The 25751-nt window shown below is 41.8% G+C and carries 23 protein-coding genes; 11 read left to right on the top strand and 12 right to left on the bottom strand.

Going from position 1 to position 25751, the window contains the following annotated elements:
- Positions 1-63 precede the first annotated feature (63 nt).
- The 5 genes from hflK to PSPO_RS02295 all read left to right on the top strand — a co-directional run bounded on the left by hflK (position 64) and on the right by PSPO_RS02295 (position 4888).
- On the top strand, positions 64-1233 hold the full coding sequence (hflK, locus tag PSPO_RS02275; RefSeq protein WP_010561061.1) for an FtsH protease activity modulator HflK: 1170 nt from the start codon (positions 64-66) through the stop codon (positions 1231-1233).
- Positions 1230-2105 carry a protease modulator HflC gene (gene hflC, locus PSPO_RS02280; protein ID WP_010561060.1) on the top strand — a complete coding sequence of 292 codons (876 nt, stop codon included), beginning with the start codon at positions 1230-1232 and terminating at the stop codon, positions 2103-2105. Before hflK ends, hflC begins: the two co-directional genes overlap by 4 nt.
- A gap of 65 nt (positions 2106-2170) precedes the next feature.
- Positions 2171-2362, top strand: coding sequence for a DUF2065 domain-containing protein (locus PSPO_RS02285; protein ID WP_010561059.1), 192 nt, complete (start codon positions 2171-2173; stop codon positions 2360-2362).
- 200 nt (positions 2363-2562) lie between these two features.
- The gene (locus PSPO_RS02290) at positions 2563-3879 is read left to right on the top strand and encodes an adenylosuccinate synthase (RefSeq protein WP_010561058.1); all 1317 of its coding nucleotides are present in this window, start codon (positions 2563-2565) and stop codon (positions 3877-3879) included.
- Positions 3880-4255: 376 nt separating this feature from the next.
- On the top strand, positions 4256-4888 hold the full coding sequence (locus tag PSPO_RS02295; RefSeq protein WP_010561057.1) for a tetratricopeptide repeat protein: 633 nt from the start codon (positions 4256-4258) through the stop codon (positions 4886-4888).
- A 21-nt stretch (positions 4889-4909) separates the two neighbouring features.
- Here PSPO_RS02295 and recG read toward each other — a convergent pair whose 3' ends face one another.
- From recG to gmk, 8 genes are all read right to left on the bottom strand, one after another.
- Positions 4910-7027, bottom strand: a complete 2118-nt coding sequence (gene recG / locus PSPO_RS02300) for an ATP-dependent DNA helicase RecG (protein WP_267890924.1) — start codon at positions 7025-7027, stop codon at positions 4910-4912.
- Positions 7028-7077: 50 nt separating this feature from the next.
- Positions 7078-7776 (bottom strand): tRNA (guanosine(18)-2'-O)-methyltransferase TrmH, encoded by a 699-nt coding sequence (gene trmH / locus PSPO_RS02305; protein ID WP_010561055.1) that lies wholly within the window; start codon positions 7774-7776, stop codon positions 7078-7080.
- 78 nt (positions 7777-7854) lie between these two features.
- Entirely contained in the window at positions 7855-8313 is a 459-nt protein-coding gene (gene asnC / locus PSPO_RS02310) for a transcriptional regulator AsnC (RefSeq protein WP_010561054.1), read from the bottom strand.
- An 8-nt stretch (positions 8314-8321) separates the two neighbouring features.
- The gene (locus PSPO_RS02315) at positions 8322-9929 is read right to left on the bottom strand and encodes a DUF342 domain-containing protein (protein WP_010561053.1); all 1608 of its coding nucleotides are present in this window, start codon (positions 9927-9929) and stop codon (positions 8322-8324) included.
- A gap of 113 nt (positions 9930-10042) precedes the next feature.
- A complete protein-coding gene (locus tag PSPO_RS02320) occupies positions 10043-10435 on the bottom strand; it encodes a RidA family protein (RefSeq protein WP_010561052.1) in 393 nt (130 codons plus the stop codon).
- Positions 10436-10450: 15 nt separating this feature from the next.
- Entirely contained in the window at positions 10451-12556 is a 2106-nt protein-coding gene (gene spoT, locus PSPO_RS02325; RefSeq protein ID WP_010561051.1) for a bifunctional GTP diphosphokinase/guanosine-3',5'-bis pyrophosphate 3'-pyrophosphohydrolase, read from the bottom strand.
- Positions 12557-12709: 153 nt separating this feature from the next.
- On the bottom strand, positions 12710-12988 hold the full coding sequence (rpoZ, locus tag PSPO_RS02330; protein ID WP_010561050.1) for a DNA-directed RNA polymerase subunit omega: 279 nt from the start codon (positions 12986-12988) through the stop codon (positions 12710-12712).
- 77 nt (positions 12989-13065) lie between these two features.
- Positions 13066-13689, bottom strand: coding sequence for a guanylate kinase (gmk, locus tag PSPO_RS02335; protein WP_010561049.1), 624 nt, complete (start codon positions 13687-13689; stop codon positions 13066-13068).
- Between the two features lie 140 nt (positions 13690-13829).
- Here gmk and yjjX point away from each other — a divergent pair, with 140 nt between their 5' ends.
- Positions 13830-14372 carry an inosine/xanthosine triphosphatase gene (yjjX, locus tag PSPO_RS02340; RefSeq protein ID WP_010561048.1) on the top strand — a complete coding sequence of 181 codons (543 nt, stop codon included), beginning with the start codon at positions 13830-13832 and terminating at the stop codon, positions 14370-14372.
- Between the two features lie 12 nt (positions 14373-14384).
- Positions 14385-15077: a pyrimidine 5'-nucleotidase gene (yjjG, locus tag PSPO_RS02345; protein ID WP_010561047.1), complete on the top strand. Its 693-nt coding sequence runs from the start codon at positions 14385-14387 to the stop codon at positions 15075-15077.
- Positions 15078-15099: 22 nt separating this feature from the next.
- Here yjjG and PSPO_RS02350 read toward each other — a convergent pair whose 3' ends face one another.
- The 3 genes from PSPO_RS02350 to PSPO_RS02360 all read right to left on the bottom strand — a co-directional run bounded on the left by PSPO_RS02350 (position 15100) and on the right by PSPO_RS02360 (position 20603).
- Positions 15100-16728 carry a methyl-accepting chemotaxis protein gene (locus PSPO_RS02350; protein WP_010561046.1) on the bottom strand — a complete coding sequence of 543 codons (1629 nt, stop codon included), beginning with the start codon at positions 16726-16728 and terminating at the stop codon, positions 15100-15102.
- A 234-nt stretch (positions 16729-16962) separates the two neighbouring features.
- Positions 16963-17670: a 16S rRNA pseudouridine(516) synthase RsuA gene (rsuA, locus tag PSPO_RS02355; RefSeq protein ID WP_040642049.1), complete on the bottom strand. Its 708-nt coding sequence runs from the start codon at positions 17668-17670 to the stop codon at positions 16963-16965.
- A 122-nt stretch (positions 17671-17792) separates the two neighbouring features.
- A complete protein-coding gene (locus tag PSPO_RS02360) occupies positions 17793-20603 on the bottom strand; it encodes a TonB-dependent receptor plug domain-containing protein (RefSeq protein ID WP_010561044.1) in 2811 nt (936 codons plus the stop codon).
- 415 nt (positions 20604-21018) lie between these two features.
- Here PSPO_RS02360 and PSPO_RS02365 point away from each other — a divergent pair, with 415 nt between their 5' ends.
- Positions 21019-23070 (top strand): winged helix-turn-helix domain-containing protein, encoded by a 2052-nt coding sequence (locus tag PSPO_RS02365; RefSeq protein WP_010561043.1) that lies wholly within the window; start codon positions 21019-21021, stop codon positions 23068-23070.
- 33 nt (positions 23071-23103) lie between these two features.
- Here the strand turns inward: PSPO_RS02365 and PSPO_RS02370 are convergent, their stop codons facing one another.
- A complete protein-coding gene (locus tag PSPO_RS02370) occupies positions 23104-23691 on the bottom strand; it encodes an outer membrane beta-barrel protein (RefSeq protein WP_010561042.1) in 588 nt (195 codons plus the stop codon).
- 143 nt (positions 23692-23834) lie between these two features.
- Between PSPO_RS02370 and PSPO_RS02375 the strand changes: the two genes are divergently transcribed.
- Genes PSPO_RS02375 through PSPO_RS02385 form a run of 3 tightly spaced genes read left to right on the top strand, consistent with a single transcriptional unit; the run spans position 23835 to position 25746 of the window.
- Complete coding sequence (locus PSPO_RS02375; protein WP_010561041.1) at positions 23835-24638, top strand: hypothetical protein; 804 nt, start codon at positions 23835-23837, stop codon at positions 24636-24638.
- The gene (locus PSPO_RS02380) at positions 24635-25258 is read left to right on the top strand and encodes a LysE family transporter (protein ID WP_010561040.1); all 624 of its coding nucleotides are present in this window, start codon (positions 24635-24637) and stop codon (positions 25256-25258) included. The genes PSPO_RS02375 and PSPO_RS02380 overlap by 4 nt, the downstream gene beginning before the upstream one ends.
- Entirely contained in the window at positions 25255-25746 is a 492-nt protein-coding gene (locus PSPO_RS02385) for a gamma-glutamylcyclotransferase family protein (RefSeq protein WP_010561039.1), read from the top strand. Before PSPO_RS02380 ends, PSPO_RS02385 begins: the two co-directional genes overlap by 4 nt.
- The last annotated feature ends 5 nt before the right edge of the window (positions 25747-25751 follow it).

The raw sequence follows: 25751 nt of genomic DNA on the forward strand, positions 1-25751 counted from the left end.
TCCCCTAAGGTTTTGGTAAATTTACCAAAGTTTAATTTTAATTATTAATATTGGAGTGACGCTATGGCCTGGAACGAGCCGGGTAACAATGGCAACGACAAAGACCCATGGAATAACAAGGGCGGTCGAGATCAGGGTCCACCTGATTTAGATGAAGTGTTCCGCAAATACGGCGACCGCTTTGGTGGCTTATTTGGCGGCAAAAAAGGATCAAGCAACGGCGGTTTAAGTGGCCCTGCACTGGTATTTGTTTTAATTATCGCTATTACTGTTTGGGCTATTAGTGGTTTTTACACGGTGAAAGAAGCAGAGCGTGGTGTTGTATTACGCTTCGGTCAGTTCCATGAAGTTGCTATGCCAGGTCTTCGTTGGAAAATGACGTTTGTTGATCGTGTCATCCCTGTAGATATTGAAGCAGTGCGTTCACTTTCTGCATCAGGCTTTATGCTTACTGAAGATGAGAACGTGGTAAGTGTTGAGTTCGTGGTTCAGTACCGCGTTACCGATGCATATTTATACCGCTTCAGCGTAACGGATGCAGATCACAGCTTACAGCAAGCACTTGATAGTGCACTACGTTACGTTGTTGGTCATGCAAAAATGGATGATGTGTTAACGAAAGGCCGTGAGCAGGTGCGTCAAGACACTTGGCAGGAACTTGAGAAAATTATCACGCCATATAACTTAGGTATCGTACTGACAGACGTTAACTTTAAAGATGCGCGTCCACCGGCAGAAGTTAAAGATGCGTTTGATGATGCAATTGCTGCACAAGAAGATGAAGAGCGTTTTATTCGTGAAGCTGAAGCATATCAACGTGAGATTGAACCAACTGCACGTGGTCGTGTAACACGTATGACGCAAGAAGCAGAAGCGTATAAAGAGCGTGTAACGCTTGAAGCGCAAGGTGAAATCGCACGTTTTGAGCGTCTATTACCAGAATACCAAGCTGCTAAAGAAGTAACGCGTCAGCGTCTTTATATTGATGCGATGGAAGAAGTATTAGGTAACACGTCAAAGGTAATTGTTGATGTAGAAGGTGGTAATAATATGATGTATTTACCGCTCGATAAAATTATTCAGCAATCGAAAGAAAACGCAATGCCTGCTCGTCAACGCAATGATGTTGATAACTTAAGACAGCAACTAGGTACAACGAAAAACAGTCAGCTAAATTCTGCGAATGACCGCTACTCTAGCGACCGTTATAACTCTGGGAGATACAATCAATGAAAAACTTTGGTTTAGTTATTGTTGTTATTCTAGCGATGCTTAGTTTTTCTGGTCTGTTTGTGGTGCCAGAAGGTCAAAAGGCAATTGTATTAGAGTTTAGTAAAGTTAAGAAAGATAGCGAAGATAACCCGGTTGTTTATGAGCCAGGTCTGCAATTTAAAATGCCGTTTATCTCTCAAGTACGTAAGCTAGATTCGCGTATTCAAACACTGGACGGTTCACCAGATCGTTTTGTAACAAGCGAAAAGAAAGACTTAATTGTTGATTCGTATGTTAAATGGCGTGTTAAAGACTTCAGTAAGTTCTACCTGCGTGCGCGTGGTGATAAGCAATATGCTGAAACACTACTTAAGCAAAAGGTAAACAATGGTTTAAGAACTAACTTTGGTTCGCGCACAATTCGTGAGATTGTGTCAGGTGAGCGTAGCGCACTAATGGAAGAGGCATTATCGCAAGCTTCTGAAAGTGCTGCTGAGTTAGGTATTGAAGTACTTGATGTACGTGTGAAGAAAATTAATTTACCGACAGAAGTAAGTAACTCAATTTTCCAACGTATGCGCGCTGAGCGTTCTGCTGTAGCGAAAGAACACCGTTCGGAAGGTATGGAGAAGGCTGAAAAAATTCGCGCTGACGTAGACCGTCGTGTAACGGTTATGCTTGCTGATGCTGAGCGTAATGCACGAAGTGTACGTGGTGAAGGTGATGCGTTAGCAGCGAAAATTTATGCTGATGCGTACAACAAAGACGCTGAATTCTATAGCTTCTTACGCAGCCTAGATGCTTACAAAGCAACCTTTAAAAACAAAGAAGACGTTATGGTGCTGAGCCCTGATAGTGACTTCTTTAAGTATATGAAGCAAACCGGTAAGTAATTTACCCAGTTGCAATTTAATATTGAAAGCCCTGCACTTTGCAGGGCTTTTTTATGGAGAAAATAATGAGCTTTGATGTATTGCTATTGGCGTTTGCTTTGTTGCTAATTTTTGAAGGGCTTGGGCCTGCTTTATTTCCAGCGAAATGGCGCGAGTATTTACGCGAAATAGCGCAATTAGCTGATCCGCAATTGCGGATGATAGGCGTTGCTTTAATCTTGATTGGTTGGCTGCTTTTTATGTGGTTAAAACCATAAAATAAAAAACAACCAAGAGATAAAATAAAAATTAAATTTATTAGTAAATTATCTAAAAACAACAGTGCTTAATGAGCTTGTATATACCAATTTAATTGAAGTTATTTAGATAAAATGATGAAAAAAGCTGCTAAACGGGGTGATCTTTGCCCCTATTTTTTGATAGAATCTGCGCCTAATTTTCTTTAAGTGAAGTTACAATGGGTAAAAACGTCGTTGTATTAGGCACCCAATGGGGTGACGAAGGTAAAGGTAAGGTTGTTGACCTACTAACAGATAAAGCGTCTTTAGTTGTACGTTATCAAGGTGGTCACAACGCAGGTCACACACTCGTTATTAACGGTGAGAAAACAGTTCTTCACCTTATCCCATCAGGTGTTCTACGTGACAATGTTAAATGTGTAATCGGTAACGGTGTAGTATTAGCACCAGATGCACTTATGCGCGAAATCGGCATGCTTGAAGAGCGTGGTGTTCCGGTTAGAGAGCGTTTATTAATTTCTGAAGCATGTCCACTAATCCTACCGTACCACGTAGCATTAGACATGGCTCGTGAAGAAGCACGTGGCGCTAAAGCTATCGGTACTACAGGTCGTGGTATTGGTCCAGCTTACGAAGATAAAGTGGCGCGTCGTGGCTTACGTGTTGGCGATTTATTTAACCCAGAGTTATTCGCTGAAAAACTAAAAGAAGTACTTGAGTATCATAACTTTACACTAGTTAATTACTACAAAGTTGATCCAGTTGATTACCAAGAAACATTAGATGCAGCAATGGCTGTTGCTGACATTCTTAAGTCTATGGTTGTTGACGTTACTGAGTTACTTGACCAAGCACGTACTAATGGCGAGCACATCTTATTTGAAGGTGCGCAAGGTACGCTACTTGATATCGACCACGGCACATACCCATACGTTACGTCTTCAAATACAACGGCTGGCGGTGTTGCTACGGGTGCTGGTTTTGGTCCATTGAACCTAGATTACGTATTAGGTATCGTGAAAGCATATACAACACGTGTTGGTTCAGGTCCTTTCCCAACGGAACTTTATGACGGTCTAGATAAGCAAGACCCTGTTGGCAAACACTTAGGTGACAAAGGTCACGAGTTTGGCGCTACAACGGGTCGTTTACGTCGTACAGGTTGGTTCGATGCTGTTGCAATGCGTCGTGCGGTACAAATTAACTCTATTACAGGCTTCTGTTTAACTAAACTAGACGTATTAGACGGTTTAGAAACAATCAAAATCTGTACTGGTTACCAGCTTGAAGATGGCACAGTTACAAACGTAACACCACTTGCTGCTGAAGGTTACGAGAAAGTAACACCAGTATACGAAGAGATGCCAGGTTGGAGCGAAAATACGTTCGGTGTAACAACTTACGAAGGCTTACCGCAAGCAGCACGTAACTACATCAAGCGTTTAGAAGAAATCACTGGTGTACCAATCGATATCATTTCGACTGGCCCAGATCGTGTAGAAACAATGATTGTACGTAACCCATTTGGTGAGTAAATTTAGTTTCTAGAAAAAAGCTGCAGTTTGCAGCTTTTTTTATGCCTAAAATTCAAAGGTTGGTATATATTTTGTATCAATTATTTTAAATTGGTATGAGCCCCAGTTCTGTTAAGTATGTGATCAGGGATAGCGATGGATAAATGAAATGGTAACAAGGCGGAATTTTTTATGTAGTTGTTCTACATTGATAAATTCAAACGCAGTTAGCATGATATTTAGCCCGCTAGGATGATCAGCTATTTAAGTGAATTGGTATTAAATATTTGAACACGTTTATCGCACTAATTATAAGTGTAGTGCGGTAGTTAGCTCACTGAATGATTAACTAGTTAAGTGGATTGACTTAATTGGCCTCGAATATCTGAGAATTATTATGCGTTTATTTATGCGAACATTGTGTCAAACCTTTGCTGCTACAGGGCTACTTTTTAGCTCTGCAAATGTGCTTGCCGAAAACCCTGAACTTCAAGCAGTGCAAATCTACAGCCAAGATGAACTCATTAAACTCATAAATAAAAATGAACATTTAACACGAGTAAAGCTCGATGATTGCCAACTTGTGCAGGATATCGAAGCGCGTGCAAGTAAAATGAAAGTCCCTGCATACCAGTTTTTATATGGCGATATGTTGGCATACGCAGTATGTGTAGAACGTGATGTTGATCTTGGTGTGTATTACATGCGTGAAGCGGCAGATCAGGGTTTAGCGGCGGCACTAGAGCAACTTGGTCGCTATTACCATGTAGGTCAATTAGTGCAGCGCGATATTAATAAGGCCATTATTTATCTACGTGAGGCCGCATCGCTTGGTAATTTAAATGCACAAATTAGGCTTGTTGATCTGTTTAACGCGGGGCTTGGTAGCCCTCGTGATTTTGAAGATGCATATCGCTGGCTTAATGGCGCTTTAATTTACGATAAAAAGCGTCATCAAGAAGTCGCGAAAAAGCTCGCATTGCTCGCTGAAAAAATGCCACCGAGCGCCTTAGCTCGCGCCAAAAAATAAAAATGTCATTTAACTTAACGATTATGCCTGTGCGAACTGCTCTTTATCGGGTAGCCAACGGGCAATAATTTGCTCAGCAAGGTCGCTATATTCAGTTAAAAAGCGTTTAGCGACGGGCCTAACTTGTTCTACTAGTGCTTTGTCTCGCACAAGATCAGCAATTCTAAATTCCGCAAGTCCCGTCTGCTTTGTACCAAGCACTTCGCCGGGTCCACGTATCTCCAAATCTCGTTCTGCAATAACAAAGCCGTCATTGCTATCGCGCAGCACTCCTAAGCGTTTCTGACCTGTGTTAGATAGTGGAGGGTGATATAGCAGTACGCAATGCGATGCAACTGAGCCACGGCCAACACGGCCGCGTAACTGGTGTAATTGGGCAAGCCCTAAACGTTCTGGGTTTTCAATAATAATTAAGCTAGCGTTAGGTACATCTACCCCAACTTCTATTACGGTTGTAGCAACCAGTACGTCTATTTTGCCCGCTTTAAACTCCGACATGATGAACTGCTTTTCACTTGGTTTCATGCGGCCGTGTACCAATTCGATAGCAACATCGGGTAGTGCTTTAGCTAATTCTTTTGCGCTATCCTCCGCAGCTTGACATTGCAATGCCTCAGATTCTTCTATTAGCGTACACACCCAATAAACCTGACGCTTGTCTTGTAGCACCGACTGCTGTACACGGTTAATAATGTCTTGGCGGCGGGTATCTGGTATAGCGACCGTTGTAATAGGTGTTCTGCCCGGTGGTAACTCGTCAATAATCGATGTTTCTAAATCTGCATAGGCGGTCATTGCTAAGGTGCGTGGAATAGGTGTAGCGGTCATAACTAACTGGTGTGGATAGCAATTGCCATTACGGCCTTTTTCACGTAATTCTAAACGTTGGTGTACGCCAAAGCGGTGTTGTTCATCAATAATAATCAGTGCGAGATTATTAAAGTTCACTTGTTCTTGGAATAACGCATGGGTGCCGACAATCATTTGTGCTTCGCCGGAGGCTATTTGCTCAAGTGCTACAGTGCGTTCTTTGCCTTTAGTTTTACCCGCTAACCACGCAATTTTAACCCCTAATGGCTCAAACCAAGTTCGAAAAGCATTAGCGTGCTGCTCGGCTAAAATCTCGGTAGGTGCCATTAGGGCAACTTGATAACCTTGGCTAATTGCCGTAAGTGCTGACATTGCCGCGACTAACGTTTTGCCCGAACCAACATCGCCTTGTACTAATCGCATCATGGGGTAGGGCTGAGTTAGATCGTGTTTAATTTCTGCCACTACACGCTGTTGCGCATTAGTTGGTGTGAAAGGTAGCAGGGCAAGTAGCTGTGGCTCAAGAGAATTAGTTGGTGGCAAGGTTACCGCCTGATGCACTTGCCCTTTGGCACGCAGTTTTAAAAGACTTAAATTTTGTGCCAGTATTTCTTCAAATGCGAGTCGTTGCTGAGCAGGGTGAAGCCCTTGCTCAAGTAATAGTGTACTTTCCTCAGGACTTGGTTTGTGAAGCGTTAGTAGGGCTTTTTTTAAACTGTACCCTTGTGGTTGATACTGAGCTGGCAAGAGTTCTTGAATATCATAGCGCTCTAGTAAAGCTACGGCTTGGCTACTTAGTTTGCGTAACGAAAGCTGTTTTAAGCCTTCAGTCGTTGGGTAAACGGGCGTAAGTGATTCTTCAACTTGGCTTGTCGCATGCTCATCGATGATTTTATACTCGGGATGAGCCATTTCATAGCCGTTCCTACCACGGCGAATTTCTCCAAAACAGCGTATTTTACTGCCCGCAGTTAAATTATTTTTTTGCGCAGCGGTAAAAGTGAAAAAGCGTAAGGTTAGCCTGCCTGTACCATCGTTAACTTGGCAATTAAGCATGCGGCGTTTACCAAAGCTGATATTGGTATTTTCGATAGTTGCTTCAATGCTGACATGATAGTGCGCTTGCAGCTCGCAAATAGGGTAAATACGAGTGCGATCTTCATAGCGCAGTGGTAAATGAAAGAGTAAGTCTTGTACGGTAAAAATATGCAGCTTTGCTAAACGCTCTGCAATTTTAGGCCCAGCACCTTTCAGTTCAGTGATGGGATATGAGGCAAGATCAATTGCCATAGCTGTCCTTTCGTTTTTACCGTCCTTGGTTTTTAACAGGTTACGTTTAAAGTTGCAATAGATAACTGTAAAAATAACCAGTGTTTGGCTTAAGCTTTTTTAACAAAGCGTAGGGTATTCCAAAAGGCTTCGTCAGCCACAATTTCACCCTCATCATCGAGTTCTGGGTAAGCTAGGCCTTTTTGTCGGCATTGTTGCGCGATAATAGGGTGACAGCCTTCAAATAGTAATGTGTGCTTGGTGTTTTTATCTAAGTGGTCATTAGGTTGATACATGTCTGCGTTTTCGCGCTGACGCTGTGCTTCATACAGAATTAACGCTGCAGCAACGGATACATTTAATGACTGCACCATGCCTTCCATTGGAATGATAATATGCTGGTCCGCATGAGCGAGTGCTTTGTCGGAAATACCATCGCGTTCTTGGCCAACAATAACGGCAGTTGGCTTAGTGTAATCGATTTCACGAAAATCTACGGCGCTATCTGATAGGTTGGTCGCTAAAATTTGCACGCCTGGAATTTGTTCACGAAGTGCTTTTACCGCATCATCAATATCATCGTGCATATGGGTTTCTACCCAGTTTTTACTACCACCCGATGTATTATTAGTTAAACGGCGCTGTTCTCTTGGCCAAACCGCATGGACATGGTGACAACCAACAGCGTCAGCGGTTCTAACAATTGCTGATAAGTTATGATGTTTGTGCACTTCGTCTAAGCACACAGTTAAATCAAGTTGACGTTTGTCGAGTACAGATTTTACGCGTTTGTAACGGTTGTCGGCCATGGTTATTCTCCAGAAAATTCGCGGCGATTATACCTAGCTGGTGTGTCTCTCGCAATTATTCTGCATCGCAGTGAAATGTTATGGCGTTACATCTCGGTTAATTGGGTTTTGTAAGGAGATTAAGGTCTCGGTTGATTGGATTACGTCAATAGCTTGTATTTTATTGATTAGTACGTCTTGCAGGTGATCAATTGAACGTGTCACAACCTTAATAAAAATACTGTAATTACCTGTGGTGTAATAGGCTTCTACCACTTCTTCTAACGCTTCTAAGCGCTTGATAGTGTCGGGATAATCTTTGGCATTTTTTAAGTTAATACCAATAAAACAACATACGTCGTAACCTAGATTTTTTTCGTTAATAGAAACTTTTGTGCCGGTAATAATATTGGCTTGTTTCATTTTCTCAACACGTACGTGAATTGTGCCGGCACTGACTTCAAACTTTTTTGCTAGCTCAGCATAAGGCACGCGCGCGTTATCCATCAACGCGTGCAGAATCGATTTGTCGAGATTATCCATTTTGTATTGGGTCATAATTTTGGTTAGGTTGTTTTAAACTCTAATTCGATTTTGTTTTTATCTATACGTGCCGTAAGGGGTGGGTAAGTGCGCGCCGTTTTGAGTACTTTGTTAAAAATACGCAGCTCTACATTCGAGTGTAGTGCTTTTTGTACTTCGAGATAGCAGTAATCACGGAGCATATGAATGGCACGTTCTAGCTTGGCGGCTTTATTTGGCAGTAACTCAATTAGCTGTTCGTTAAGGTTTTGCTTATCAGAGATTTCAATTAACAGATTTTGTTGTTTATCGGCATCTTCAATAGACAGTGCTTTATCAAACTCAGACTCGAGCGTTTCTAGCTGCTGATTACATAAGCGCACTTGTTCAAAAATTTCATCGGTGCGGTTTTTCAATAATACAGCTGCATGACCTAAGTGAATTTCCGTATGCGCACCTTTGTCGGTGCCCACTTCACCGCAGATCATGGTTTTAGCATCAAGTACTTTGCCGCCAATGAGTTTGCCATCCCCTTTTTCAGGGTTGCCGATCATTAGCTCATTTTTGGCTTTAATGTGGCAGTGGCTTGCTTGGTTTTTAATTTTAACTTGATTGCCAGATAAGTACGTATATTGTGCGTAGCTGATGGTTAAGTTGCCTTCACAGCTAATTTTATTCGAAAGCTCATCGTTCTCTTTGTGGTGGCCTAAACAGCCTTCTTTAATTTCTATGCTGCCTGTGGCGTTTAGCTCCGCAGATTCAACGCTACCAAACACGGTAATGTCGCCTTTTGCGGTTACTTTCATACCCGGTTCAATATTCTCGGTAATGATCACTGAACCGTCAAAATCAATATGGCCTGATTTTACATCGACATTAGGAATGGTAAATACATCGTCAACACGCATACCGTATTTGTCATCAACAGGAACGCCGGCAATAGTAGCAACTAGGTACTTATCATCGGTGCCACTAAGTTCAGTGCCGTCACCTGCAATTAATTTTACTTCATCGCCCGGTTTGGCTTTTAGTGTTTCACCAAGTACGTTAAATCCGTCTTTGCCTAATGTGGCAAAGTGGTGCGTCATCAGGGTATCACCGGGTTTTACACTTGCGAGTGCGCCAAAATCACGCATATCTACAGAACCATCTTCGCGGCGCTTCGGTTGACGCACGCGGTCGGCAAGAGTTTGTACATTCTTTTCAAGCGAACCGTTTTTACCGGCAACAGGAATTTGCCCTTTGGCAATTACGCCCGAAAGCTCTTTGCCGGGCATTGCCTCAAATTGCTTACCTAGTAACGATTCTAACCAAACTTGTTTGTAACCGCGGGTGATATTAGCTTGTTTAATGATTTCAACGGCCTGTTCCATGCTCATCAATTCACCGCCGTAGGCCGTGGTTAACAAGGCGGTTGCAGCCATTTTGTCTTCACTGACCGACACTGTCAGCGTTGCATCGTGTTTTTCCGCAACAATCAGTTTGTCAAAGTCGGGATCGCGAAAAGCTTCTTTCACTTCTTTTGTTAAAACATAACAATCGGCGAATTCAGAGTTAGCGAGTGCTTGAAAGACAAAGTCAGCACTCGGCGGCATGGGCGTTTGCTCAGAAACTGTCAGTACAACTTGATTTTCGTTATTAAGAGTAAACACTTAAGCTCCTAGGCCATTATGATTAACAAACTATACATGTTTTTTTAGCATAAAAAAAAGGGCATAACAGCCCTTTATATTTAATTTTTTCATTATTTTATTAATGAATTAAATTAATTAGTTGATGGTAACTCTAAAATGCCATCAATTTCGATTTGTGAACCTTTTGGCAGTTCAGCAACGCCAATCGCAGCGCGCGCTGGATATGGTTCGTTAAAATACTGGCTCATCACTTCATTTACGGTTGCGAAGTTAGATAGGTCGGTTAGGAAAATATTTACTTTAACCATGTTTTGAATTTCGCCGCCAGCAGCCTGACATACAGACACGAGATTTTTAAATACTTGGTGTGTTTGTTCAGTGAAATCGTCTGATACCATTTCCATTGTTTCAGGAACCAGTGGAATTTGGCCTGAAAGGTAAACCGTAGTACCTACTTTTACTGCTTGGCTATACGTGCCAATTGCTGCAGGTGCTGTATCAGTGCTAATAATTGATTTTGTCATAATTTATCTTCTTAATTATTTTCGGCGATATACTTTTTGTACATCTGGCATTACTCGAATTCGGCGCATTATGTTAGCGACATGGACGCGGTCTTTCACTGTGATACCTAGATCGATTAGGTATAAGTTACTCTCTTTTTCTTCGGTACTAATTTCAACAATGTTTGCCGCGGTCGTTGATACTAAATTCGTTAATTTAGCGAGTGCGCCTTGGTGGTTTATAATTTCAACACGTAGTGCTGCAATATATTCTTTTTCTGGGTTGTCTTCCCATTTCACAACAAAATATTTAGAGCGTTCTTGCTGCCAACCGCGAATGTTCTTACATTCTTGGCGATGAACCGTAAGGCCTTTACCTTGGCTAATATGCGCAACAATTTCATCACCAGGAACAGGGCGGCAGCACTTAGAGTAGTTAATTAACATCCCTTCAGTACCAATAATGGCCGCTTTTTTGTTGTGGTTTAGTTCGCCAACATCTTCTCCTTGCTCTTGTAGCAAACGCTTTGCGACAAGTAGGCTTAAAATGTTACCTGAACCAATTTCTATTAATAATTTATCCAGTGAATCAACATTATGTTCTTCCACTGTGCGTGCCAGCGCTTCTTCACTTACATCGCTTAAATGGTGCTCGCCAAGTGCTGAATCTAAAAGGCGACGGCCTAATTGCAGTGCTTCTTCGTGCTCTTGCTTCTTAAGGTATTTTTGCACGCCCATACGCGCTTTTGCGGTAACAATAAAATTAAGCCAAGTCGCGTTAGGGTGAGCACCTGAGCTGGTAATAACTTCAACCGTTTGGCCGGTATCAAGCGCTGCGCTTAGTGGATAAGGCTTTCTGTTCACCCGCACGCCAACACAGGTGTTACCAACGTCGGTGTGAACTGCGTAGGCAAAATCGACCGCTGTGGCGCCCATTGGTAATTCAATTATGCGACCATCTGGCGTGAATACATAAATCTCTTCAGGGAAAAGTTCTGTTTTAACGTTTTCAACAAATTCGAATGATGAGCCTGCGCTTTGTTGTAATTCAAGTAAGCTTTGCATCCACTGGCGAGCGCGTTGCTGCGCCGTATTACCCGCACTATCACCCGCTTTTTTGTAAAGCCAGTGTGCGGCAACCCCTTTATCAGCCATTTGATCCATTTCATGGGTGCGAATTTGAATTTCAACGGGAATACCATGCGGACCTACAAGCGAGGTATGCAAAGACTGATAGCCATTGGTTTTTGGTACGGCGATGTAGTCTTTAAAACGCGTTTCGATTGGTTTGTATAGGTTGTGCACAACCCCAAGTACGCGGTAGCAGGTGTCCATTGAATTGGCGACAATGCGAAACGCGTAAATATCCATAACTTCATTGAACATCAGTTCTTTATTTAGCATTTTACGGTAAATGCTATAAAGGTGTTTTTCGCGGCCCGATACTTCAACTTCAATTCCTGATTCTTCAATGCGCGAGATAATTTCGTTTTGAATGTTTTGAATTATCTCTTTACGGTTACCACGTGCTTTAGTGACTTCGTTTTTTAGCGCGCGGTGACGCATTGGGTAAAGCGCTTGAAAACCTAAATCTTCCAACTCATTTTTAATGTCATGAATACCAAGACGGTTGGCTATTGGGGCAAAAATTTCAAGTGTTTCACGGGCAATGCGGCGACGTTTTTCAGGACGCAGTGCGCCAAGTGTTCGCATATTGTGCGTGCGGTCTGCAAGCTTGATAAGAATAACGCGAATATCTTGCGTCATTGCCATAATCATTTTGCGATAGTTTTCCGCTTGGAATTCTTTTTGGTCTTTAAAGCTAAGTTTATCGAGCTTTGACACACCCTCAACCAGTTCGGCAACGGTATCGCCAAAAATTTCAGCAAGGTCTTGTTGGCTGAAATCGGTATCTTCAATCACGTCATGCATTAATGCAGCCATTAAGGTTTCGTGATCTAAGCGCATATTGGCAAGTATTTGTGTCACCTCAACAGGGTGGGTGATATAGGGTTCACCACTTGAACGTGTTTGACCCTCGTGTGCGTCACGCGCAACCACATAGGCCTTTTGTACAAGTTCAACTTGCTCTGGCGTTAAATATTCTGAGATGTTCTTTTTAAGACCTTCAAAAAGATACATTGATGCTCCAATACTAGCTATAGAGGGGAATTGATAACAATATACGATGAATTGGAAGGGATTGCCAACGACTGTTTCTTATTAAAAAGTCGAACAGTCGCTGGAAAAGCTACTCAGCTAAGGAAAGCGTGAGTAGGGAGCAATAATTATTGCTTATTGGTGACCACCACCAACGATAGCAGCAACCGCAGCTAGCTCAGCCGCTTCTTGGTTTTGCTGATCTTCGCGCTCTAGTGAATCTAAAGAATCATTGGTGATGAAACCTTTTTCAATTTCACGTAGTGCGATTACAGTTGGCTTGTCGTTTTCAGCATCAACCATAGGATCTTTGCCACCAGTTGCGATTTGGCGCGCACGGCGAGCCGCAACTAAAATAAGGTCAAAACGGTTACCAATCTTATCTACTGCATCTTCAACAGTTACTCGAGCCATCAGGCACTCCAAAAATTTATTATTCGCAAAAGCGTAGTTTACTTGATGCGAAGAAAATAGCCAATACTTGGATTAATTTAATCCGCTAATAAGTCATTCAGCAGTTGCTGGTGCTTATGCGTTTGGTTGGTTTGTGCCAAGCGCGAGGCAAAGACAATGGTTTCCAACTGGTAAAGTGCCGTATCAAAATCATCATTCACAATGAGATAATCGTATTCATTGTAATGAGAGGTTTCTGATTGTGCTTTTGCCATTCGGCTCGCGATGACTTCGGCGCTGTCTTGACCTCGGCTATTTAAACGCGCTTCAAGTTCTTGCTTTGATGGTGGCAAAATAAAAATAGTGCGTACATCTGAAACAAGCTCTCTTACTTGACGCGCGCCTTGCCAATCAATATCTAAAAAAACATCGATGCCATTCGCTAATTGCGTTTCAATGCTTTGTTTTGACGTGCCATAGTAGTTATCAAACACTTGTGCCCATTCAAAAAAACCATCGTCAGCGATGACTTGTTTAAATTCATCTTGCGTTACAAAATGATAGTGCACGCCGTTTTCTTCACCCGGACGAGGTGAGCGTGTGGTGTGTGATACCGATACTTTCATATCGCTATGGCGTTCTAACAGTGCGTTGATAAGGCTTGATTTACCTGCACCAGAAGGTGCTGACAAAATAAACAAATTACCACGAGCTTGGCTCATAATCTTTCCTAAAACATAAGTTTCGCTAAACCACCGACTTGCTAATTCAGTAGGCAGTCAGCACAATGGCGATATTATAAAAACTCGCAGCGCATTTAGAAAGCGATAGGCGACTTTTAATTGACAAAGAATTGTAAGAAATGAGTAAAGAAAGCCAAAAAATTATTGTTGGGTCGACAAATCCCGTAAAAATAAACGCAGTAAGCAATGCATTTTCTGCCATGTTTCCAAACATTGATTTCACCTGTGAAGGTGTATTTGCGCCATCCGATGTGGCAGACCAACCAATGACCGCAGAAGAAACCTTACTAGGTGCAAAAAACCGAGTTGCTTACACAAAAGCGCATTTTCAGGCGGATTGGTATGTTGCGATAGAGGGCGGTGTAGATAACTTTAGTTATGGTCCTGCGACCTTTGCTTACATTGTGATTGATAACAAACAGCATGTGCAAGTTGGCCGCAGTAGCAATTTACCTATGCCAAATGTGGTTTATTCTGCGCTTTGCGAAGGTGAAGAGCTGGGTCATGTAATGGATAGGTTATTTGACACTGAGAATATTAAACAAAAGGGCGGGGCAATGGCGTTGTTAACGAATAACTCAGTCACCCGAGAGAGCGTTTACACCATGGCGATTACTACTGCGCTTGCACCATTTGTTAATCAACAACTGTTTAATTTGTAAAATGGATATTTAATGAAGTACCAATGGATCGTTTTTGATGCTGATGAAACCTTGTTTCATTTTGATGCATTCGCAGGTTTAAAGCAGCTATTTTCAAACTACGATATCGTATTTGAAAAATCTGATTTTGATGAGTTTCAAGCCGTTAATAAGCCGCTTTGGGTGGATTATCAAAATGGCACAATTACCGCTAAAGAATTACAAATAAAGCGTTTCACACGTTGGGGTGAAACGTTAGACGTGGCACCTGAATTACTTAATCAACAATTTATTGAAGCCATGGCTGATATTTGTCAGTGTTTGCCGGGTGCGCGTAAGTTACTTGAGTTACTGCATGGTAAAGCAAGGCTTGCGATTATCACTAACGGCTTTACCGCACTGCAGCAGGTGCGCCTAGCTCGCACTGATTTAACGCACTTTTTTGAGCATGTCATTATCTCTGAGCAAGTGGGTGTGGCAAAACCGAATATTGCGATTTTCGACCATGCGCTGCAGCTGTTTGGCAATCCAGATAAATCAAACGTGTTGATGGTAGGTGATACGTTGAGTTCAGATATTTTAGGTGGTAAAAATGCGGGCCTTGATACTTGCTGGATTAATCATGCGGGTGAAAAAGAATTAGATACGGTAGGTGCTACCTATCAAGTGAGCTGCTTAACGGGTTTGTATAATCTGATTACCTCATTACAAGCCGAAAGCAATTAGTGCTTTCGGCTTTGAATTAACGTCATACTTCAAATTTGGCGATTTCTTTTTCCAGATTTTTAGTAAATGATTTAATTTGATCTGTGGCTTTGTGCGCATCGAGTGAAACGCGCGCGGTATTTTCAGCGGTATCAGAAATATGCACTACTCGCTGCGCTGTATCTTCACCTGCTTGCAGCTGCTCTTTTGCTGCAACAGAGATCTGATGGCTCATTTCCGTAATCGCCGAGAGCGACTCAGCAATACGCGTAAGTTCTTCGGCGGCTTTTTGTGATTTGGTAACGGTTTCCTCACTGGTGCTAATACTTTGTGTTACCGATGATTTGGCATCTTTGGTTGCCGATTGTAGTTTAGCAATCATTTGTTGAATTTCTTCGGTGCTGGCTTGGGTACGCTGGGCTAGCTGACGTACTTCGTCGGCAACAACCGCAAAACCGCGTCCTTGATCACCTGCACGGGCTGCCTCAATTGCGGCATTAAGGGCAAGTAAGTTGGTTTGCTCAGCAATGCCTTGGATAACGCTTAACACGCTTTCGATATTATTTACCTCGTCATCTAAGGTTTGAATATTATCGCCTGCATTTTCAATTTGCTTTTCGAGCAGCTCAATTGTGTTGGCCGCTTCTTTAGTAAGAATATTCGCGCTTTTACCTTGTTCTTCAGCTTCTTTTACTGAATACGCAGCTTGCTCAGCGTGGTCGGCGACCGTTGCGGCTGATGCGGTTAGTTCGGTAATTGCAGAGGCAACTACATGGGTTTCTTTACTCAGTGAATTTGTGAGCTGATCAAGCTCTTGCGAACGTGTTTCAGAGGCGCGTACTTCATCTTGCAGCGCATCAGATACATTTTTGATACCACCAACCACTTCTTGCAAACCGAGTTGCATATAGTTAATTGCGCCGGCGACACTGTTTTCATCTGCGCTTTGAAATGCATGGGTAGTTTTTAAGTTACCGCGAGAGGCGCTCATTACAGCAGATTGAACACGGTTAATTTCACCACCCAAAGATTTATTTAAATCTAGGCCAAATTTGGCAAGTACGACTGATAGCACAACGGCTATGAAAATTGACAGTGTAAGTAGCCAACTTGCCGTTTGCCAGTATCGCTCGTCTACTTCTTTGTAGCTAATGCCGGTACCTATGTACCAGCCCCAATCTTTTGTTTTTTGTACTACAGACGTTAAATCGACCACTTCGCCTTCGCGCTCAGAATCCCAATGATAGGTAATGATTTGTCCGGTTTTATTGCCAACTAAACGTTCCACCATAGCGCCAATACTGCCACCGCTGGCATCTTTAAAGTCGTTGAAGCTTGTACCATGTAGTTGAGGGTCGTGTGGCGTGGCTACGAAATTGAGTTGTTTATCTACCACATAAACGTATTCAGAGTCGTGGTATTTGTTTTCTCTGAGCATTTGAGTGGCGAGTTGTTTTGCTTGTTCTTCATTTAGCGTGCCATTTTTGCTGGCGAGTTCAAATTGGTTGACGATATTAACTGTGCTTTTCATCAGCTGGTTAATACGTGCGATATTGTCCATTTCACTGGCTTGTCGTAAGGCTTTTAAACCAAGCCCTGCAAGTGAAATTAGCGAGAGAAATAAAACAACCGTAAAAATGACTATTTTATTCTTTAAGGTTAGTGAATTCATAGGCGTTTCCTCACATCTACCTTTATAAGTGGTACATCATAGCGCTGTCGCTAAGCTGCTGTTAGCGCCATCCTGTTGTGGTATGCAAAGTGAGAGAGGAATTGATTAATTTTGTTGAAGTTTAATTTTTATTTAGTCAATTCTTAGATACCGTTTGATTAAACACTAACTGCTCATTAATGTTTAATCAAGCGTTAATCGTTGGTTAAATTTCATGTTCCCAAAGTAGTGTTACTAACTGGAAATTGTTTCAACTTCGTGCTGAGTTAGTGGGCGATATTCACCAGGGGCTAAGTTTGGATCAAGCGCCACAGTGCCAATTTTTTCACGATGAAGCACTACTACACGGTTATCAACAGCAGCTAGCATGCGTTTAACTTGGTGATATTTACCTTCATAAATTGAAAGGCGCATAGAATAATCAGCGATTTTTTCAACGATCGCAGGCTTTGTTGCACTTTTTTCACCATGCAACATCACGCCATCAGTTAGTTGTTCGCACATTTCGTCTGTAATTGGCTGTTCTGTTTCAATTAAATACACTTTGTATTTTTGATGGCGTGGTGAAGTGATTTTGTGGCTCCAATCGCCGTCTGATGTAATTAACACAAGCCCTGTTGTATCGATATCGAGTCGCCCAGCGACATGGAGTTTATCCATCATAGGTTCATCGAGTAGATCAAAGACGGTTTGATGCATTTCATCGCTATTGGCGCAAATAAAGTCTTCCGGTTTATTCAGCATGTAATAGCGCTCACCTACAGCGGTGATCTCTTCACCATACCAAGTAACAGCGTCATCGCGAGTTACTTGTGTATCGGCTTTGATAATCACTTCGCCATTAATTGTTGCGTGTTTTCTTTTAATACCGATCTTTGCTTTTGAGCGCGGCACTTCGGCAAAATGGCTTAAAAATTTATCAAGGCGGCAAGGGAATTTAATCGTCATGGCAGTGCTTATTACGGAACCAAAAATAATAGCGGGAGTATACGCAGAGATATAAAAAAAGCCAGTAAAGCTTAGCTTTACTGGCTTTTAAGCAACAAACATTGGGAAATGTTAAATTAGAATGATTGATCGTATCCGATGTATACTGTACGACCGATAGTGCTGTAACCGCGGCTAGTTCTGTGGAATGGATGACTGTCAAAGTCGCCATTGAATACAGAGTAGTACGGAGGCATTTCGTCAGTTAGGTTTTTAACACCTACCTTTACTTTGCCATCCCAATCGAAGCGGTAGCTTGCTGACCAGTTTAAACGCGCATACGGAGAAAGCTTATCCATTTGTTGTTCAGAAACTTTTTCCATTTCACCATCAACAGCCTCATAGAATGTATCTAAACCTGTCGAAGTACCTGTATAGTAATACGCGATAGTCGTGCTAAATTCATCTTTTGACCAGGTGATAGATGAATTACTTTTCCATGTTGGGTAATAGTAAATATCTACGTAATCTTCGACTTCAAGTTCAGGTTTATCTTGAACTTTTTTACTACGTAAATAACTGGCACCAAATTTAAAGCGGAAGCTGCCCAACTCATCTGCATCTAGACGATAACTAATTGAGGCATCTACACCTTCTGATTTTTCGAATGCGGCGTTATAAGGGGCTTTTTTCATACAATCAAGGTTTTCAAAACCCTCGTCATCAACACCTAAAATAAATCCTGGACCAGGTAAAGCAGTACATTCATTATACTGACCAGTATAGTTATACGCTGGACTGAAGTCTGTTGGGCCGTTGTAAATATCATCAGTAGCGATTGTGCGAACTCCCCCTGTCATTTCAATCGACCACCAGTCAAGTGTAAAGTCTAATTCGTCAGTTAAGTTAGCAACAAGGCCAATACTTGAATATTCACCTTTTTCTTCTTCAAGCGTTAAACTACCAGAGCTTATAGAACGATAAGAGTCTTCTTGAAGAGTTCCATCAGGTAGTAAATATTCAGTTGTGCCAAATCCAATTGTAGTGCCAGCGTATACTCGATGCATGTCAGGAGCCCGGAAGCTCTTACCCCAACTAGCGCGAACTAGTACATCTTCTACAGGGTGATACATTACACCTACTTGTGGGCTAAATGCACCACCAACATCTGTATCATCGTTGTAGTAGTCGTATCGACCAGCAACTGATAGTTCTAGATTGTAGATACCCGGCATATCACTTGCGATAGGTGCTAAGATTTCAAGTGCAACAGCGTAGCGGTCACGCTCACCTTGACCACCAGTACCACCCATACCTAAGAAACCACCTGATTGTGTTGTTTCATCTAAGATATCGTTGTAGCTTTCACGTGCCCATTCTGCTGATGCAGCAAATGCGACTCCACCAGATGGCAGTTCAAATAAATCACCAGAGAGCGTTGAAGTTAATTGATGAATGCGAGAAGTCGAGCGCTTAGTTGATACACCGTAGGCTGCGGCAGCTTGTGCGTCGGTCATACGTTCAGCTGGATACCACTTAGAACTATCGGCATCATTTGGGTCAAATGTAATAATACTTAAAAGACCATCGCGACTTAATTGGCTTTGTGAATCTCGATTGTAACGGTTAAAACCAGTTGACCAAGAGACGTCTAAGTCGTAATCCCCTATAGTACCATTAGCCCCGAATACGAATGAATATTTTTCATTAGTAGAAGTGTAAATGCGGCTGTGTGGTAAATCGAAAAGTTCATCGTATCGACGGCGTAATTGAAATCTATGGTAATCACCAGATGTAGGTTTGTCGTATGAGTAATCACCAGTAGTGTTGTCTAGATAAAAATATGAAGTATTCCCTTTTTTATCTTTGTACTTGTCACTGTCTTTGTATGACGCATTAATCATACCGTATAGAGACCAGTCATTATTTAACTCATATTCTGAGTTTATAATAAGGTTAGCTCGGTCATACGCAGACTCTAAGCCGCGACCTGGATATTTATCGTATCGACATGTATAAGAGCTTTCTTCATACCATACGGCAAGGTCACCAAGTACATTATTGCACTGCTCTTGAGTTACTGGATACTTGTCCCCGAATACTTCATCATAGTCTCTAATGTAAACACCCCAGGTAGAAGGAGCAGCTCCGCCCCAATCCCATTGTTGTGCCCAAGGCAATAAATTACCGTCGTCGTCTAACCAGGCATCATTTGGAATATAGCCTTCAGTGTTGTAAATTCGATCAAGGCCTTTAGCAAAGTAATCTTTACGCTGCGAAGTTAAAAGTTCTTCACCTTGTTGATATTCAAAAATAACAACAGTATTTGATTTGTCTGTTTCAAACCCTTGGGTGTAAGAAAATTTAGCGACATCTCGACCGCCATTGGTTGGGTTCTCATACTTCAGTGAAACTTTACTACCCTCATAGTTATCCTTAAGAATAACATTTACTACACCGCCAATTGCATCTGAACCATAGATGGCTGAAGCACCACCTGTTAGTATCTCTACACGTTCTACTGCAGATGTTGGAATATCTGAAACATCAACGAAGTTATCGGCACCACCTGCTGCAGTTGGAAAAGCAGCTTGACGACGACCATTAATAAGTACAAGAGTACGGTTAGCCCCCATTCCGCGTAAATTAACAGAGCTGGCGCCTGTTGTGTAACCAGAAGCTTCGTCACCATTAAAGGAAGCCCCTGTATTTGCAAGAGAAGACTCTAGTACATCTGCAATAGACGAAAAACCATTAGCTTCAATCTCAGCAGCATCGATCACCGAAAGCGGTGCAACACCTTCCAAATCAGTGCGCTTAATTTTAGAACCAGTTACTTGGATTTTTTCAATCGTTTCGTTTTTAGAAGAGGCATCAGCCCATGCATTGCCAGAAATAGCAAATGCAATTGCTGCTGCAATTGAGCATTTTTTAGTATTAATTCCCACGTTGATTTCCCCTTGAGGATTTGTTCGCTCTGTTTTGCCAGAGCAATCATTTTAGTTATTGTGTAATTTGACTAGTAACAGCATATCGTTGCTGTTAACTGTGATGCTGCTGTTACTAGTCAGCTCAAAGCATTTGCGCTACATAAATGATTTGAGTGGGCCAAGGAGGCTTATCATGGTTTTAAAGCAGTGGTTATCTGAGCTCAATACTCAAGCTCTCTATTCTTCCACTTTTTAATGTCTATTTAATATCTATTTGAATATTTTTTATTTATAACAAGTGCTTAGTTTTGCTTTTGTGGTATGTAAATGATTTGGAAACAGACATAAAATATGCAGTTAGACGCAATAATTTTGCAACTAAACAGTATTTTTAGGTAAGCTTGAATGCATAAAAACGAAGATTAAATCGATAATGAATAGCGCTGCGTCATATTTTTTAGGTCGGGTAGAAGTTAATCCGTTAGAACACACTTTAGTGCGTGATGAACGAATCATTTCATTGCAACCAAAGTTTATAGAGTTACTTTGTTATTTGGCAGAGCAACAGCCTGAGCTATTGACGCGTCAGCAAATTATTGATCATGTGTGGGATGGTAATAATTACGTTGGTGAAAAAGCGCTTACCAATGCAATTTGGCATCTGCGAAAAGCACTAAAAGAGCTCGATAGCGAACAAGAGTTTATTGAAACAGTGCGAAAGTCAGGTTATCGACTGCTGGTAGCGCCAGTATTTGCTGAGCAGCAAGATACTGTTTTTCTGCAAATCTCTTCTCGCAATATTAAGCAGCTAGGCTTATTTATTGGTTTTGTACTGAGTATCGTTTTTGCGTGGCTACTTTGGCCAGAGCCACAACAAAAAGTGTATCAACAACCTGAGTTGATAACTCAGTATCCCGGGCGAGAGCTATTTCCTAGCGTATCAAATGATGGCCGCTACTTGGTTTATTCTTGGCGACAAATGGACCGAAAAATAGACCTTTATCGTAAAGACTTACAACAGCCAGATCTTAAACACACAAAAATAACACATACTCCCGGCAGTGAGTCTCGCTCAGTATGGGCCCATGACGATTCAAAACTCTATTATTACCGAAGACTAAGCTCACGCTGCGAAGTACTAAGCGTCAATATGAGTGATTTTGCTATTGAAAAACATGGCGAATGTTCAAATTCATCGAATGATGTGGCGGTATCGCCAGATGGTAAATTGCTTGCTTATGTGGGTGTTGACCCTGAAAACACCACGCGTGGCGTGTACATTAAGCAACTTGATTTAAATGAGCCTGCTAGACGTATTCGTTGTAACAATTGTGAGCCGGGGGAAAGCGAAGCGATTGATTTTAGCCCCGATAGTACGCGATTAGCTATCTCACGTAATTTGGCAAATGGTAACGAAGATATTTTTATTTACGATCTACAAACTAAAACAGAGCAGCGAGTAGTAACCGGGCTGCCTGATATTCGCGGTTTAGCATGGCAACCTGATGCTGAGAAAATTGTATTTTCAGCCATAATGCATGGCAACCGCCATGGGTTTGAGTTGGACTTAAATAGTAAACACAAAACCAATTTAAATGTTGAAGGGTTTAGCTATCCGGCATTTGATAGAGCAGGTAACCTGTATTATCACGATTGGAAAATAGACACCTCAATTATGCGTTTGGAGCTTGATAGTGATGTGGCTGCGTCTCCATTTCCGCTAATTCAATCTGAGTTTAATTTTCGTTATCCCGATTACTCTCAAGCTGCAGACAAGTTAGCATTTATTTCTAATGAGTCGGGGTTTGATGAAGTGTGGACATCAAGTCTTGATGGTACCCAGCGCAAGCAGCTAACTCAGTTAAAATTTCATGCTCGTAACCCTATTTGGTCACCTGATGGTAAGAAAATCGCATTTACCGCAAACAATGGTCAAGAAAGCCGGTTGTATGTACTTGATGCGCAAACCAGTCAGCTACAGCAAATCAAAACAGAGCTTAATTACTATGGTAAAGCACGTTGGTCGCAAGATGGTAGTGCGCTGTTTTCGGCATCGGTTGGAGACATCTATCGCATTGAAATTGAGTCTGGTATTGCGACACGAATTACTCGCGGGGCGCATGCGATAGAAGTAAAAGAAAATCAATTGATTGTTTACAAAGAAGGTAAAGGGTTATGGCAGGTATCAATTAACGGCGAATTAATTGACGAACAGCCATTGATTAAGAATTTAAAGTTGGCAAATAGCACAGGTTGGCATGTTACTGAACAAGGGATTTATTACTTTAAAGTACGTGGCCATGATTATCGTTTAAGTTTTTATGACTTTGCTAGTAATCAAGACAAAGACGTATTGCGTGTGCCTGAGCGTGCATTCTCGCGCTCGCGCGGCATGAGTTTTGTGCCAACTAAACAGTGGTTGTTGTTTACAGGTTATGAATCGCCGCAAGTCGATATCAAACGAATGCGCAAAGACTATGATTAAAAGAAGAGGGGCCTAAGCCCCATTTTTATATTTTTAGAAGCGATACATCACGCCTAAATTAAACTGGAATTGGTTTAGCACCTCACCATCAAAATACCAATCACATTGCGTGCCGTTTGGGTCGATTTGGCATACGGTGGTTGAATCATTTTTTAAAATAGTGGCTAACCAACGGGCTTCCCCTAATGCAATGATGTTGTCTGTAATTTTATACTCTAAGCCACCGTATAAACCAGTGGCAAAAAAGCTATCTGAATCGGAAAAGTTAGATGAAATATGATTAACACCCAATTGCGCACCAAGGTAGCTTGAAAGCTGTTTATTAACAGGTAAAACCACAGCGCTTTGAAATAATAAATAATTTAGATCTAGCTCATAGTTAGCTGCATTTCGCTGACTGCTCGACATGCGCGAGTAATATAAACCATATTTAGAAATACCATCATGTTTATCAAGGCTAAAGCCAAAATTAGCATCGTCTTTAATGTCTATCTTTGTGCCGTTTTCTGTTTCTAATTCTTGGCTTAACGATTGGCCATAATAACCTGCTATGGCAATGTCGGCGGTGCTCGAAAAACTCAAAGCGAGCAAAATAGTTGCGAGTGAAAGCTTAGCACGCATCTGATTTCCTATTCCTAAAAATACTCAACGTAATGAAGAATATACGCTTTTGAATAAAATTTCAGCCTGTTTGTCGTAAAAGGTTTATTTTCGCGGTGAGGCTGGATTAATATGAATAACTAGGTTTTTAAACGTTGTACGCTATGATTTCTGGATTCAAAAATACACTACTCAATATTATTAAAACCCAACCTGTGGTGGATCAGCACAGCGAAGCATGGATCTTGGATACATTTTTATGGGTATATCAAGAATTTGATGGTGATGTGCTGTTAAGCGATATGCGTTTTGTTTTACCAAATGCAGAGTTTTTCCCCGAGCAGGTCAGTAGTATTGAGCAAATGGCCAGCTATGTGTTTACTCAGGTAAAACAGTATGCCGGTATGCAGGCTTGGCCAATTCAGCTGGTGGCGCCACATCAAATATCAGAACAGAGTATTCCACGTTTTGAATTTGCCAATGTTAAACGCGGTGAAACCGCAGAGTTGATCGCTGCGAGCGGTTCATTAAATATATCTTTCAATCCCAATCAAATAAATCAACCGCAAGATTTAATCGCGTCTTTTTCACAATCGTTAGCGCATATCAATGTGTTGCAAAATCGAAGCTTGCCACCAGGCGGTCAGGAGTTTGTGCCACAAGCGGTTGATTTGTTGTCGTGCTTTATGGGCTTTGGTGTGATGATGGCAAATACGGCGTATCAATTTCGTGGTGGCTGTGGTTCGTGTTACAACCCGTACGCAAATCGCAGTGCGACCTTAAATGAATCTGAGCTAATTTATATTTTGGCTTTGTTGTTAAAGGCCAAAAAATTACCGTTATCGCATATTTCATCGCACTTGAAGCCGCATCTGCGTGGAATGTTAAAGCGTGCAAATAAACAATTAGAGAACACCATAGAGCAATCGGCAAATCCAATGCTGATCGCATTAACGGAGGTTAAGTGAACTATCTCGACGAATTTTTATTAATTGCAATTAGTCACTTTTTTGCAGTCGCAAGTCCAGGCCCTGATTTTGCGCTCGTGCTCAAACAGAGCATTCAAAAGGGGCGAAACAATGCGCTTGTAACGAGTTCGGGCATCGCAACAGGGATTTTAGTGCATGTAAGTTATTGTGTGCTCGGTGTAGCGATTGTGATTTCGCAATCACCTACCGTGTTTGCTGCACTTAAATATTTGGCGGCGGCGTACTTAGCGTATATTGGTGTTATGGCGTTGCGAGCGAAGCCTGCAGATCAGCAAGCGCAGCAGGTGCAAACCAATACACAGGCCGAATCCATGGTTAAAGCGTTTAGTCGTGGCTTTTTAGTTAATGCACTTAATCCGAAAGCAACCTTGTTTTTCTTAAGTTTATTTACCTTGGTTATTAGTGTCGAAACACCGATTACAGTGCAAGTGGGCTATGGATTATATATGGCTGTTGCAACTTTAGTGTGGTTTAGTTTTTTATCCATTGTTTTGAGTCGCTCAAAGGTGCGTGCGTTTTTCTTACGTGCGGGGCATTGGTTTGATCGCGGTATCGGCGTGGTGTTAATTGGTTTGGCAATTAGAGTGGTGTGGGTATGATTTATTACAACCTAGCGTATGGTTCCAATATGTCGCTCAACCGGCTATTAGCAAGGCTGCCTAATGCTACCCGTATTGGTGTATCTACTGTAACAGGATTTACCTTAACATTTGATAAACAAGGGTTTGACGGCTCGGGTAAATGTAATGCGCTGAAAACCGATAATCACGATGATGTGTTATACGGTGTGCTGTATCAAATTAACAGTGATGAAAAAGCGATTCTTGATGAAATAGAAGGGCCGCGTTACGACAACCAGCAAATCGTTGTAACCAATGAATGTGGTAAGCAATTTAATGCATATTGCTATGTTGCCAATACGCTGTGCCAGCAACACTTACCGTATGACTGGTATTTAAAACATGTATTAACCGGAGCCTTAGAGGCAAAACTACCGCAGCAATACATCGACAATATTCGCGCGCAAGCAACACAAACAGATACCGATTCCGCGCGCGCAGAACGTGAATTTTCAATATATAAATAAGAACA

The organism is Pseudoalteromonas spongiae UST010723-006, from assembly GCF_000238255.3.
Classification (GTDB): domain Bacteria; phylum Pseudomonadota; class Gammaproteobacteria; order Enterobacterales; family Alteromonadaceae; genus Pseudoalteromonas; species Pseudoalteromonas spongiae.